This window comes from Oscillospiraceae bacterium, assembly GCA_022483045.1.
GTDB lineage: Bacteria > Bacillota > Clostridia > Oscillospirales > Acutalibacteraceae > Caproicibacterium.
In genome coordinates, this window is record JAKVOA010000001.1 from 1,554,711 (window position 1) to 1,568,044 (window position 13,334).

The window sequence follows — 13,334 nt, forward strand, 5'->3', positions numbered from 1 at the left end:
TCCTAGTCTACCTCCAGTTCTACATCCTTAATATAGAATTCCTTTCCAATCTTAGTCGGGCGGCCGTCGCCGCCACAGAAAGGACAGGAAAAAGAAAACGGACGCCGCTCAAAGTACCTGCCGCAGGCCGTGCACTGCAGCTTTGGGCGCACCCGCTCAATCGAAAGGCTGGCTCCCTCGCAGGGAGTCCCTTCCGCAATCACATCAAAATACATTTGAATGGATTCCCCGATAAAGCCGGACTCGTCACCAACAACCAAATGAATGCCGGTGACCCGCCCGTTTGCTTCATTTGCCTGCTGGTTTGCTATTTCGACTATCCGCAGGGTGATCGGGTACTCGTGCATAAAATACCTCCTCCGATTTCTGCGGTGCAGGCTGTGTATACTGCTGCTGCATGGAAAGGCACTTTTTCGGGCAGGTCTCTACGCAGCAGCCACACTGTATGCAGGAAAAAGGATTGATTTCCCACTTTTTCTGTGCACGAGTCACCGTAATGGCATCTGCCGGGCACTTGCGCATACACATGCCGCAGAAAATGCAGTTTTCAATATTCATCACAATTTTTCCGCGCGTAATCTCCGGATATTTGCGCGGTACAGCTGGGTAGTTGCGGGTAGCCGGTTTTTTAAACAGACTGGATAAAATGGTTCGGGCAAAATGCAGGTAAGACATTTTTCTTCCTCCTTACCGCTCGGTGCAGCTGATGCACGGGTCAATGGTTAAAATCAGCATGGGCACATCGGCAAAGTCACAGCCCTGCAGCGTCTGCACCAGCGCCGGAATATTGATATTGGTTGGTGTACGCACACGCATGCGGTCCAGATACTTTGTACCGTTGCCTTTTACATAATACAGTGCCTCACCGCGCGGCTGCTCAATACGGGTGAAAAATTCACCGGCCGGGTTTCCTTTTACCGGAACAGAAAGGTCGCCTTCCGGTATTTTCTCTACTGCCTGCCGAATCAAATCAATAGAAGTAAACAGCTCATCTACACGCACGCGGCAGCGGGCATAGCAGTCACCGTCATTGGAAAGGCAGGGCTGAAAGTTCAAATCCTGATAAGCGCCGTCGGTATCCACCATGCGAATATCCAGCGGAATGCCGCTGGCGCGGGCCATCGGCCCTACACAGCACAGGTCCTGCGCTTTTTCGCGGCTCAAAACGCCTACGCCGCGCAGACGGCTGACCGCAGTGGGTTCTTCAAAAAACGTATCGGTGACGCGTTTGAGTTCTGCGCGCATATCCAGCAGTTTCTGCGAAATGCCCCGCAGGGTGCTGTTGTCAATATCCCGCCGCACACCACCAACTTTGCAGACGGAAAAAATGACACGCCCGCCGGTCGTTGCTTCAAAGATATCCAAAATCTGCTCGCGCAGCCGCCACGCATTCATAAATAAGCTTTCAAAACCCATGCCGTCTGCCAAAAGCCCCAGCCACAGCAGGTGGCTGTGCAGACGTGAAAGTTCATGCCAAATCGTGCGCAGATACCGCGCACGCGGCGGCACCTCAATATTCATGTTGCCCTCTACGGCCTTGCAGTAACCCCACCCGTGGCCAAAAGAACAAATGCCGCAGATGCGCTCGGCTACATAAACATATTCTGTAAACTGGCGCTTTTCCACCAGTTTTTCAAGTCCACGGTGCACATAGCCAATCGAGGGAATGGCACGAATCACCTTTTCATCTTCCAGCTCAAGGTCCAAATGCACCGGTTCGGGCAGAACCGGGTGCTGCGGCCCAAAGGGAATGACTGTATGGCTACCCATTGCTTTCTCCTCCTTTTGACTTTTCAGCGGCCGTACCCGCCTGTTTTGCCGCCGCAGGCTTGTCGGCCGGCGGTGCTTTCTGCACAATGGTGCAGCGCGGCGACAGTTCATGCCACGGTGTCTTTTCTGCCAGGCGATAAAACGTTCCACCATAATCAACATCATGGGCAATATGGCGAATCTGCACGCCAAACAGGTCGTGCATCTCATTTTCATAAACAAATGCCGGCCAATAAATGCTGGTAATGCTCATAACCGGCTCATTTTCGGCTGCTGTCAAGCGTAAGTTGTATAAAGTATAATCTTTATCAAAGGAATAAGTAAGCTCATAGCCCTCTGGCACTCTGGTACAGCAAATCTGCACCATGCGGCAGCCCTGCCTCTTCATACGCTCAACCTGGTCGAGCAGCTGCGGGACTTCAATATGAATCATCTGCTGCTTCACGGTGTTGCCTCCTTGCGCTTTGTTTTCTCCGGCATCGGCGGCAGGCTATCTTTGCTTTCGAGCTCTTCCACTTTTCCAGAGCGCAGTGCTTCGCGTTTCTTTTCCAAAATATCCAGTGCCTGCACAATGCCGTCGATAATGGCCTCTGGGCGCGCGGCACAGCCGGGCACATAGACATCTACCGGAATTGCTTTATCTACGCCGCCCATAATATTGTAGCATTCCCGAAAAACGCCGCCCGAACAGGCACAAATACCGATTGCAACCACTGCTTTCGGCTCTGGCATCTGGGAATAAATCTGCCGCACGACCGGCAAGTTTTGGGCATTGACCGCGCCCGTTACCAAAAAGATATCTGCATGCTTGGGGTTGCCGGTATTGATTACGCCAAAGCGCTCCGCGTCGTACAGCGGTGTCAGGCAGGCAAGCGTTTCAATATCGCAGCCGTTGCAGCTGGAACCATCATAGTGGATAATCCACGGAGATTTTTTCATATAAGACATTGCTGCAAAACCATCCTTTCCTCAGCGCAGTGACATAAGCACCAGCAGGTTGACAAAGCCCGCGACCAGCGAAACCAGCCACGAAGAAGTCAGCACACGCTGCCACTTTACGCGCGAACAGCAGTTGTCTATCAGAATTTCCAGTACAAAGACCACTGCGCAGGCCGCAATACCGATAAGCGGACTGTAGGGCGCCGACCAGACAAAATACAAGTACACAAAGCCGAGCAGGAAAATATTTTCGTACCAATGTGCAACCTCGACCATGGCAAGCGTTCTACCAGAAAATTCTGTTGCAATTCCTTTAATTAATTCCTGGTGCGCTTCGTGTGACATGGAAAGATCAAACGGAGATTTGCGGAATTTGATAATCAGAATGTAGCACAAGCCAAAGAACAACCCCGGCATATACAAAATTCCGATTTGCGGCCCGCTGACGATATCGGCCAGATTAAATGTACCGAATGTCAGGTAAAAACCGATGGACATCATCAGAAGCATGGGCTCGTAAGACATGGTCTGCAGCAGCTCTCGCTCTGCGCCTAATTGGCTGTAGGGCGAATTGGAAGAATACGCTGCAACGATTAAGCACACGCTGGCAAGGGTCAGTGTAAACACGACCAGCAGAATATCGCCGTGCGTAAAGAAGAAAATACCGCTGATGATAACAAACAGCAGAAATCCGCCGACGTAAAAGTCCTGCACACGGTTTACAGAAATACCCTGTTTGCTGCATAGCTTAAAGACATCATAGAAAGACTGCAGCAGCGGCGGTCCCTTGCGGCGCTGCATGTGCGCCGTGATTTTGCGGTCAATACCGGCAAGCAGCCCGCCGACAAGCGGCGCAAAAAGGATGTACGCAATTCCCGAAAGAATATTAGACATGCAACTCACCCCCAAACAGAGCTGCAAATTCAATAATGATTGCCGCAATACAGACCGCACTGCCAATCGCTGTCATTTTTTTCTCTCCAAACCAGTCGGTCATGTACCAGTTGCGCAAAGACACCGGAACCGGCACATCCATGGCACCGCGGAAAGTCAGGTCATCGCCCATATTTTCACCGCTGAGGTTGGTATTGACCAGCTTTTTATGGCTTTTACCAAAAGCAAGCAGCGGCAGCACAACCAACAGCACCACCATAAAGGACATAATCATCAGGTTGTCGTTGCTGATAACCTGCATTTCCGTATGAAATACCTCATGCAGGTAGGGCACAACCAGCTGTGCAGAAAGCACAGGGAACAGGATGCAGACAACAATCGTCAGGACTGCAAGGCCCTTAATAGCGAACCACTCTTCTTTATGTACAGAACCTTCTATATTGCGTTTGCCGGGTACAATCGCTGTAATCTTGCCCAGCCATTTTGTCCAGAAAAAGAACGTTGCAGAGGAGCCAAAAACCAGCACCAGCAGCAGCAGTGCATGGCCCGAATCGATAAAGGCTTTCATTGCGGCCCACTTGGAAATAAGCATACCAAAAGGCGCAAGGAACATGCCGCAAATGCCAACAGCCATGCAGATAGCCAGCTGCGGCATTTCACTGAACAAACCGTCAAAGCTCTCAATATTGCGGCTGCCGACGTGGTGCTCTGCCGTACCCACTGTCAGGAACATCAGGCTCTTTGCCACCGCGTGGAACATCACCAGCATAATGGCTGTCCACACAGCCTCAAAGGTACCAATGCCTGCACAGCAGACAATCAGACCCAGATTAGAAATGGTCGAGTACGCCAAAACTTTTTTGCCGTTCGACTGCGAAATAGCCGCAAAAGAGGCAAACAAAAACGTCATGCCGCCGACAAACATTGCCATAATGCCCGCCTGGTTTTCGCCCAGCACCGGGCTGATGCGAATGATGAGGAATACGCCCGCCTTGACCATTGTGGAAGAATGCAGCAGCGCGCTGGTTGGTGTAGGCGCGACCATAGCACCCAAAAGCCAGCTGGAAAACGGCATCTGCGCCGCTTTGGTCAGGCCCGCAAAAACCAGCAGACAGGCCGGCAGCACCACACTGGCGCCTGCCTTGCCTATGGAAATCATTTGGGTAATCTCTACTGTACCGTAATAGATACCCAAAATCACAATGGCCAGTGCAAACGCCGCCCCGCCCAGCAGGTTCATCCACAAAGCGCGGAAAGAGTTGTGCTGTGCCTCAGGCGTACGCGTATAGCCTATCAAAAGGAAAGACGACAGGCTGGTGATTTCCCAGCAGAAATACATATTGAGCAGGTTGTTGGAAAGCACCAAGCCAAACATGGCTGCCAAAAAAAGGTACATGACAAAGAAAAAGAACGGACGGCGATCCGGTACACTGCCCGCTTTCTTCTGAAAATCCTTCATATACCCCAGTGCATAGACCGTGATTGTGCTGCCAATAACACCGACAATGACAATCATAATAATGACAAAGCGGTCTATAACAATATCTTTTTGTACATGCAGCTTGTCCCCGGCTGTCAGCTCAAACCACACAATCAGCGCGGTCTGCACGATAGAAAGCAGACCAATGAGAATGCGCTTTGCCGAAAATGTCAGCCACAAAATGACCGCACACAAAACCACTTCTAGTACCAAAATGGTTTTAGTGAACACCTCGCTGCCAATACGAAAAGAAGTTGAGGCGCTGCCAAAAAAAGTGATTGCGGTCGCAATGGCAGTTGCTGCGGTGGCTGCCGCAGCAATTTTTACAAAAATCCCCCGCTTCCGGTCGTCACGCATCACCAGCAGGACCAGCGACGCCAAGGCCGGTATCCCAATTAAAAGACCCAGTAAAGCCACACATTTTTCCCCCTTATGGAAATGTATAATGATAAAAAGGCACATCCACAGTCAGCTGCTGCACCCATTGATTTCCGTTTCAGGACTTCATATCCAGTTCATAATTTCGTCATTTTTCACAATTTTACATCTGTTTTATCGAAAAGTCAATGTTACAGATATAAAATTTGTCATGATTCTGATACAGAATCATTTGCCGCAGCAAGCCTTCTCATTTTATGGAAAATTTAAGAAATGCGGCAGCAGCAAGGAAAAGCATTTCTTTTTATAAGACGATATGCTATAATAGATTTCGCTTCAGGTCGTCTTGCAAACGCCGAATTCACAGCAGAAAGGATACATACATGCAGCTACTGGAAATTATTAAAGCGATTATTCTGGGAATTATCCAGGGCATTACCGAATGGCTGCCCGTGAGCAGCACCGGCCACATGATCCTGTTTGATTCTTTCTGGCCGATGGACCCTACCGCTTACCGCGGCGGACAAAAATTCATTGATCTATTTTTAGTTGTCATTCAGTTTGGTTCTATTCTTGCGGTTATCGCGCTTTACCGCCACCGTCTGAATCCCTTCAGCAAGCGCAAAACACCGCAGCAGAAAAAGAGCACCTGGCAGCTGTGGCTGAAAGTCATTATCGGTACCGTGCCCGTCGGCATTTTTGGTTTGCTGCTCGATGACTTTCTGCACGAACATCTTTACAACGCGCAGGTCGTTTCGATTATGCTCATCCTTTATGGTGTTCTTTTCATCGTAATCGAAAACATGCACCACAGGCCGCGCTTTCGCACACCGGACGAAATTGACCGGAAAACTTCCTTTAAAATTGGTCTGTTTCAGTGCCTGTCGCTGATTCCTGGCACCTCTCGCTCTGGCTCCACGATTTTGGGTGCATCGCTGCTGGGCTGCGGACGCCCCGCTGCCGCTGAATTTTCTTTCTTCCTGGCAATCCCCACCATGCTGGGGGCCAGCGTGTGGGAAATCTTTAAATACTTTAAAAGCTATGGTTTTGGCTTCTCTGCCATGGAGCTGACCGTGCTGTTGGTGGGCATGGTTGTTGCATTCTTTGTCTCGCTCTTTGCCATACGCGCAATGATGCGGTTTGTAAAAAAGCACAGCTTCAAGCCCTTTGGCTGGTACCGCATTGCCTTGGGTGCATTGATGATCATCTTTTCACTGACACACGTCTTAAAAGTAACCGCATAAAACGAAAGAGACCTTCTCGGAAGGCTGAAAATGAAGGAGGTTTTATGAATTATGAAAGTACTGAAAAAAATATTTCTTCTCTTTTTATCTTTATATGGCCTGTGGAAACTGCTTACCGGTTTTGAGCACACAAAACTGATCGCAGATCTTTCGGAATTTCCGCCGATCAGGCGGGCTAAAGCAGCCTGAAAAACAAAAAAGCCCGGCCGCCGCAGACAGTCATCTGCTGGCAGGCCGGGCTTTTGCTATTTAATGGTTTTCCGCTGCACGCTTTAGCAGCAAAAGATCCGCTGTATTTAAGACCGGCGCGGCTGCGCTGTCGGCCTCCCCGCCCGGCTGCGTCATGTCCGCCGCCTGTGCTGTTAAACCGCTGAGCTGGCTGCCGCCTGCCACACTCTGCCGCAGCAGCGCGTAAGAAGCTGTATCCGGGTGGCCGCTGCCGCACAAATCCCCAGGAATAATCACGGTAAGCCGGCTGATTGTGCCATTGCGGTAATCCTGTATCTGGTCGCCTGTAGTCAGGTACCCTGTGTTGACGGGCTTGCCTTCCGCTGTAAAGACATTTATTTTTTCTTTTTCATTGCCACCGTGCAGGTTTAGCAGTTCCTGCTGCAACTGTGCTACAGTGGTTGGGCCGCCGCAGCGGTACAGGCGGCTGGCGGTCTGCCGAATGGCTGAGGGACGTTTTAAGGCACTGGAAGGAACCACGCTTTGCGTCTGTGCATCCGACGCCTGCTGTGAAACTGTTTCTACAGGGAGCTGCGCTTCTTCCGTTTTCTGCAGAGCAGAGTTGCTGCCTGGGGAAGCAGCGGCTTCTCCGCTCGATTCCGCTGCACCAGGCGCTTTTAATGCAGCGCCGCTTCCCTGCACCTTTGAAGCGGAAGAAGATGAACTTGGGCGGCTGCTCTTCTGCCCAGAAGATACGACCGGCGCCGAAGAAACGCTCTGCGCTGTTTTCACTGCCTTGACACTGTCCCAGGAACCGGCAGGCACCGAGGAAGCCGCTGTACAGACAGCTGTACTGCCTGCTTTCTGTACACTGTACTCTGCCTGCCCCGACGCCGAACTGTACCGCACAAAAAGGGCTCGTTTGCTGCAGCATGCCTGCAGCGCGGGCACCTCCGCCGCGGCAGCCAATGCGTGGCTTCCGGTATAAGCACTTCCTGCACAGTACAAATTGAGATAAGTCCCCGTACCGCTGTGCATCAGCAGCAAAACAGAATCCGTGTGCGGTTCCAGACAGGCAGCACACAGCGCACCACTGAAAGAAACCGTGTTTCCATCCATCTGCAGCGTCAGCGAAGCGGCATGCTGCAGCAATGTCACGCGGCCCCCAATTTTCCATGCCGACGCTTCCTCCCCAAAAGCCGGCTGTGATGGACAGAAAAAGGACAGAAGTCCTGTCAGGAAGGCCACACACAGAGAAAGACCAATTTTGTTTTTTCTGCGCTGCTTCATCTGTTTTCCCTCTTTTATGGAATTGACTCTCAAAATATGCGTTTATTATAAAAGAATACACAAATTTTCGACAGAATAAGTGAATTTTATTCACTAGAATCTTTTCAATAATGCAGATTTTTCAAGGCAAATCCCCGTTCTTATTCACAATGACCGCATACAAAAAAACGCGCTGGTGCACCAAACAGCAAGCACACCAGCGCGCAGAAAAAAGTAATTTCGCGTATTTTTTATCTAAAAAAATTTGTAGTGCGGCCGCTCTTCCCCAAACAACCGCCAAACCAACATGTCATAAAACAGCACTGCCAAGAGCCCGACTGCACACCAGCCCAAAGAGGCCAGCAGCGACACCTGCCCCAAAAGGTTATAAGGCTGTGCAGAGTAATCCCATACACCCATGTGTAGCCAAAGGTTGACAACGCACCCTGTCAAAAACTCCCCGGCGGTAATGGTTAGCCCCGCCAGCATTCCCCTGCCTGCCAGGGACCGTTCTCTGTCTTTCGGGCCATGCTCCAGACCAATCAGCAAAAACAGCGTGCCGCCGGCTAAAAACATGGTCCAGTGGGTCCATCCACGCCAGGCGGCTTCCAGCAGGCAGTAGCAGCCGCCGCCCAAAAGCCACATGCCAAGGTATTCGAGCATTTTATTTGGTGCGGCGGCTTTTTCCTGCGGCAAAGCCGCTTTTACGTTTTCCCCTTCCATTCTTCCAGCTCCTTTTCCAGTAAAGCGGCGTTTTTCCCCGGCGCCGTTTTTAATTTCCGCTATAGTATGGCACACAGGCGGGCGCTTATAACGGACAAACGGCAGGTTCATTCTGTCAAAAAAGCCAAAAAGTTTTGGAAGCTGACAAAGCAGATACTACCATTTTTGCTGCCGATATTATATAATATGGTTAGTCAATCATTTGTTTATGCGGAAAATGACCTGCCGCAAAAAGGAGAATACTATGGAACCAAAAAAGAAAGCCGAAAGCAAAACACAGAAAATGAAAGATTCTGTTTTTTCATGGACTGTTTTGGTCTGTGTTTCTGCGGCATATATTATCGGCGGCGCGCTGCTGCTGCTGTTTCCTCAGATTTCACTGCCAGCGCTCTGCCAAGCAATCGCCATTCTGCTGATGATTGCCGGTACAGTGCTGATTTTGATCTATTTTCTGCGCAAGCGCTACCTTGACCCGGGGCACTTTGAGTTTGCAGGTGGTGCCGCCTGCATTCTGCTAGGCGTTTTTTCATTGATGCGCACCGCGGAAATTGCTTTTGCTTTCAGTCAGCTGCTAGCCATTGCTGTTTTGGCAGACAGCTTAATTAAAATTCAGTATTCTACCGATTTACTGCGGCTGCAGATGAAAAAGTGGTGGATTGTTCTGCTGCTGGCCGGGGCAAGCATTGCGCTCGCCATGACAGCGCTGGCAAATCCGTTTGGCGACGACGCCAAGCGCTTGACGTTTACTTATGCAGTACTGATTACCGACGGCATACTGAATATTATTGTCGTATTGATTCTGCGCCATGCACACAAGACCTATCAGCAGCGGCGATCGGCCGAACTAGAGAATACCGAAGAACTGGACCCCAGCGAACTGCCGAAGCCAGAGTTGCCCAAGCCGGAAACAGAAGAAGTACCGGAAGAAAAATAAACAAAGCAATAAAGAAGCACGCCTTTCCCGGCCGCTCAAATGCAGCCGAAAAGACGTGCTTTTTTATTTTGCGGCACGCTCCATCAAGTCTAGAAGCTCATCGATTTTTTCGTCCGGGTTTCCGCTTTCCACCGCTTCTGTCACACAGCAGCGCATATGTGCATGCAGAATCTCGCGGTTTGCTTTTTTTAGAATTGCCGTAACTGCCTGCAGCTGGTTGCTGATATCGATACAGTAGCGGTCCTCTTCCACCATTTTCATGACGCCGTTCAGCTGGCCGGAGGCGGTCTTTAGCAGGCGCTCAATGGAAGTTTTGTCTGCTTTCATTTTGTTGCCACCACATTTCCCGGCTCATAGCCGGCCTCTTTGACCGCCTTCTGCAGGGCTTTGTCCGTTACTTCACCGCTGCAGGTGACTTTCGCCTGTTTTTGCTCAAGGCTTACCTCTGCTTTGGCAACGCCCGGCACACCCTGCAATGCGTTCTCGACATGCGCCTTGCAGTGTTCACACATCATACCTTCTACAGAAATTGTTTTTGTCATTGTTGGTTCCCCTTTCCGAATATCTGCTGTCTGGTGGTTTTCTGTCTGTTTGATCTTCTGTGCAGCGGTATCCTGCACAGGCTGTATGGATTTGGGCTTAAAGAAACGCAGCCGCAGGGCATTGGTAACGACAAACACACTGCTGAAACTCATCGCAGCCGCAGCAAACATAGGATTCAGCTGCCAACCCAAGAGCGGGTAAAAGACACCAGCCGCCAACGGAATGCCCAGCGTATTATAAAAGAAAGCCCAGAAAAGGTTTTCTTTGACGTTGCGGATAACCGCGCGCGAAAGTTCAATGGCAGCTGCGGCATCCTGCGGGTCGCTCTTCATCAGCACCACGTCCGCCGCCTCAATGGCAATATCCGTTCCGGCGCCAATGGCAATACCGACATCGGCGCGGGTCAGCGCGGGGGCGTCATTAATGCCGTCACCCACCATAGCCACTTTATGCCCGGCTTCCTGCAAAGAGCGCACCTGCTGCTCTTTGTCCTGCGGAAGAACCTCTGCCACAGCGTGGTCAATGCCGAGCTTTTTGCGGATTGCCTCTGCGGTCTGCTTATGGTCGCCTGTCAGCATAATAACAGAAACGCCGAGTTTTTGAAAGGCCTGTATTGCTGCACGGCTGGAGGGCTTGATAGGGTCGGCTGCCGCAGCCAGGCCCATCAGCGTACTGCCCTTTGCCAAAAAGAGCGGTGTTTTTCCCTCCTGTGCCAATTTTTCCGTCTGCTTCTGCAGCGGTGAAATATCTGCACCGCAGTCACGCATCATGCCGACATTGCCCGCTTCGTACTCGCTTTCGCCGATTTTTGCACGCACGCCGCGTCCCGGCACTGCCTGAAATTCCGTAACGGCCGCGGGCACAATACCTTTTGCTGCAGCTTCCCGCAGAACTGCCTGCGCCAGCGGATGCTCACTGGGCTGTTCCAGCGCGGCGGCAGTCTGCAGCAATTCCTTTTTGGTAAAAGGCGGCTGTGCCAGCAAGTCAGTGACCTCCGGCCGACCCGCCGTCAACGTACCGGTCTTATCCAGCACTACGGTGTCGACCGCGTGGGCGGTTTCCAGCGCTTCAGCGGATTTATACAGAATGCCAAACTGTGCGCCGCGCCCGGTGCCCACCATAATCGCCACCGGCGTGGCGAGGCCCAGTGCACAGGGGCAAGAAATTACCAGCACCGCAATACCGGCACGCAGGGCAAACTCACTGCCATACCCTAAGCAGAGCCAGACAATGGCTGTCACAGCCGCAATCGACATTACAATTGGCACAAACACGCCGGCAATCTTGTCCGCAAGTCTGGCAATAGGAGCTTTGCTGCTGCCGGCGTCCTCTACCAAGCGGATAATCTGCGCCAAAGCGGTGTCATCCCCAACCTTTGTCGCGCGAAAGACAAAGCGGCCGGTCCCATTGATGGTGGCGGCGGCGACTTCGTCGCCGGCCTGTTTTTCCACTGGCATACTCTCGCCGGTGATTGCGCTTTGGTCAACGGCAGAGTTCCCCTCGGTGACAACGCCGTCCACTGGGATTGCCTCTCCCGGGCGCACCACAACCAAATCTCCCTGCTGCACCTCTTCCGCGGGGATTTCCTGCTCGGCGCCGCCGCGCAAAACGACCGCTGTCTGCGGCTTTAAATCCAGCAGCTTTTCCACTGCCTCGGTAGTCTGACCGCGAGAGCGGCTCTCAAGGTACTTTCCTACGGTAATCAGTGTAAGAATTGTGCCGGCCGACTCAAAATACAGGTCATGATGATATTTTTCGGCGAGCGCCATATCGCCGGCGGCAAGCCCGCTGCCCATGCGGCAAATGGCAAAAATACCGTAGACGACCGCCGCTGTGGCACCGATTGCAATAAGGCTGTCCATATTGGGGGACCGCTGGAATAAAGAGCGGTAGCCATTCACAAAATAGCTGCGGTTAATGTAGATAATCGGCAGCACCAAAAGGAACTGCACCATTCCGTAAGTCACGGCGTTCTGCATACCAGAAAGGAACGGCGGCAGCGGCAGGCCTGCCATGTGCCCCATCGCAATATAGAAAAGCGGTATAAAGAAAACGATGGAAGCAATCAGCCGCTTTTTCATCGACTGCCGCTCCTTCTCAGCACGCTCGCGGGCAGAAATCTCTTCTTCCACTGCACTGTGCTGTCCCATAGGGCGTGCCCCGTACCCGCCTTTCTTTACTGCCGCACAAATTGCTTTTTCTGTGACTGATGCCGGGTCAAACTGTACGCTCATCATGCCGGAAAGCAGGCTGACATTGCACGCCTCTACTCCCGCAAGGGAATTGACCGCCTTTTCCACATGGGCCTGACAGGCCGCACAAGTCATGCCGGTCACCGTAAACTTTTCCTGTTTCATAAATTCCTCCATTCTTTTATATTCCGAAATACGACGCAACCCAAAGGCTCTGCCGGCAGTGTTTGCACCCACGGCAGAAATATGCAGGACACCCCCCATGTGGGGGGTATATTTTCAGGATAACACACCCCACCAAAAAAGTCAAGATTCCCCTTGACAAACACAGCAAGCAGCATATAATGAATATATGAACAATTATTCATATGTTCATATCTATTGTACCGAAAGGAGCTTTCTCATGCCGGACAAAAACGGAATTGAACGCTGTGACTTTTTTCATGTGCACGAGGATATTATCAAAAAGGTAGAACAGCAGATGCCAGACGAGGACGCACTATACGACTTAGCAGAGCTGTTTAAGGTCTTTGGAGACAGCACGCGCATCAAAATTCTTTATGTATTATTTGAAAGTGAAGTGTGTGTGTGCGACATTGCTCAGCTCTTAAAGATGAATCAGTCGGCTATTTCGCATCAGTTGCGCGTACTCAAGCAAAGTCAGCTGGTAAAGTGCCGACGTGATGGCAAAACTGTCTTTTATTCTTTGGCAGACGATCATGTACGCACGATTCTTGGCACCGGCATGGACCACCTGCTGGAACTAAACGGCGGCCAGTCCTTTTGAAAAACAATTCGTT

General features: G+C 51.3%; 15 protein-coding genes. 4 read left to right on the forward strand and 11 right to left on the reverse strand.

The window, feature by feature from the left end; all coding sequences use genetic code 11:
* Positions 1-2: 2 nt before the first annotated feature.
* Genes LKE53_07465 through LKE53_07495 form a run of 7 tightly spaced genes read right to left on the reverse strand, consistent with a single transcriptional unit; the run spans position 3 to position 5,500 of the window.
* Positions 3-347, reverse strand: a complete 345-nt coding sequence (locus LKE53_07465; GenBank protein MCH3972580.1) for a hydrogenase maturation nickel metallochaperone HypA — start codon at positions 345-347, stop codon at positions 3-5.
* Positions 289-675 carry a 4Fe-4S dicluster domain-containing protein gene (locus LKE53_07470; protein ID MCH3972581.1) on the reverse strand — a complete coding sequence of 129 codons (387 nt, stop codon included), beginning with the start codon at positions 673-675 and terminating at the stop codon, positions 289-291. Before LKE53_07470 ends, LKE53_07465 begins: the two co-directional genes overlap by 59 nt.
* A 12-nt stretch (positions 676-687) precedes the next feature.
* On the reverse strand, positions 688-1,770 hold the full coding sequence (locus LKE53_07475) for a nickel-dependent hydrogenase large subunit (protein MCH3972582.1): 1,083 nt from the start codon (positions 1,768-1,770) through the stop codon (positions 688-690).
* The gene (locus tag LKE53_07480; GenBank protein MCH3972583.1) at positions 1,763-2,215 is read right to left on the reverse strand and encodes an NADH-quinone oxidoreductase subunit C; all 453 of its coding nucleotides are present in this window, start codon (positions 2,213-2,215) and stop codon (positions 1,763-1,765) included. The genes LKE53_07475 and LKE53_07480 overlap by 8 nt, the downstream gene beginning before the upstream one ends.
* Positions 2,212-2,718 carry an NADH-quinone oxidoreductase subunit B family protein gene (locus tag LKE53_07485; protein ID MCH3972584.1) on the reverse strand — a complete coding sequence of 169 codons (507 nt, stop codon included), beginning with the start codon at positions 2,716-2,718 and terminating at the stop codon, positions 2,212-2,214. Before LKE53_07485 ends, LKE53_07480 begins: the two co-directional genes overlap by 4 nt.
* A 21-nt stretch (positions 2,719-2,739) precedes the next feature.
* Complete coding sequence (locus LKE53_07490) at positions 2,740-3,603, reverse strand: NADH-quinone oxidoreductase subunit H (GenBank protein MCH3972585.1); 864 nt, start codon at positions 3,601-3,603, stop codon at positions 2,740-2,742.
* Positions 3,596-5,500 carry an NADH-quinone oxidoreductase subunit L gene (locus LKE53_07495; GenBank protein ID MCH3972586.1) on the reverse strand — a complete coding sequence of 635 codons (1,905 nt, stop codon included), beginning with the start codon at positions 5,498-5,500 and terminating at the stop codon, positions 3,596-3,598. The genes LKE53_07490 and LKE53_07495 overlap by 8 nt, the downstream gene beginning before the upstream one ends.
* Positions 5,501-5,844: 344 nt before the next feature.
* Here LKE53_07495 and LKE53_07500 point away from each other — a divergent pair, with 344 nt between their 5' ends.
* Both LKE53_07500 and LKE53_07505 read left to right on the forward strand, forming a co-directional pair.
* Positions 5,845-6,705: an undecaprenyl-diphosphate phosphatase gene (locus LKE53_07500; GenBank protein ID MCH3972587.1), complete on the forward strand. Its 861-nt coding sequence runs from the start codon at positions 5,845-5,847 to the stop codon at positions 6,703-6,705.
* 51 nt (positions 6,706-6,756) lie between these two features.
* Positions 6,757-6,894: a hypothetical protein gene (locus tag LKE53_07505; protein MCH3972588.1), complete on the forward strand. Its 138-nt coding sequence runs from the start codon at positions 6,757-6,759 to the stop codon at positions 6,892-6,894.
* A 60-nt stretch (positions 6,895-6,954) separates the two neighbouring features.
* Here LKE53_07505 and LKE53_07510 read toward each other — a convergent pair whose 3' ends face one another.
* Positions 6,955-8,163, reverse strand: a complete 1,209-nt coding sequence (locus LKE53_07510) for a hypothetical protein (GenBank protein MCH3972589.1) — start codon at positions 8,161-8,163, stop codon at positions 6,955-6,957.
* A gap of 234 nt (positions 8,164-8,397) precedes the next feature.
* Positions 8,398-8,865, reverse strand: a complete 468-nt coding sequence (locus LKE53_07515) for a putative ABC transporter permease (protein ID MCH3972590.1) — start codon at positions 8,863-8,865, stop codon at positions 8,398-8,400.
* Between the two features lie 244 nt (positions 8,866-9,109).
* On the opposite strand from LKE53_07515, the gene LKE53_07520 reads away from it, so the two are divergent.
* On the forward strand, positions 9,110-9,799 hold the full coding sequence (locus LKE53_07520) for a DUF308 domain-containing protein (protein MCH3972591.1): 690 nt from the start codon (positions 9,110-9,112) through the stop codon (positions 9,797-9,799).
* Between the two features lie 63 nt (positions 9,800-9,862).
* On the opposite strand, the gene LKE53_07525 is transcribed toward LKE53_07520, so the two are convergent.
* Together LKE53_07525 and LKE53_07530 are read right to left on the reverse strand one after the other, a co-directional pair.
* The gene (locus tag LKE53_07525; GenBank protein ID MCH3972592.1) at positions 9,863-10,126 is read right to left on the reverse strand and encodes a metal-sensing transcriptional repressor; all 264 of its coding nucleotides are present in this window, start codon (positions 10,124-10,126) and stop codon (positions 9,863-9,865) included.
* Complete coding sequence (locus tag LKE53_07530; protein MCH3972593.1) at positions 10,123-12,699, reverse strand: heavy metal translocating P-type ATPase; 2,577 nt, start codon at positions 12,697-12,699, stop codon at positions 10,123-10,125. The genes LKE53_07525 and LKE53_07530 overlap by 4 nt, the downstream gene beginning before the upstream one ends.
* A 238-nt stretch (positions 12,700-12,937) precedes the next feature.
* Here LKE53_07530 and LKE53_07535 point away from each other — a divergent pair, with 238 nt between their 5' ends.
* On the forward strand, positions 12,938-13,321 hold the full coding sequence (locus LKE53_07535; protein MCH3972594.1) for a metalloregulator ArsR/SmtB family transcription factor: 384 nt from the start codon (positions 12,938-12,940) through the stop codon (positions 13,319-13,321).
* Positions 13,322-13,334 lie beyond the last annotated feature (13 nt).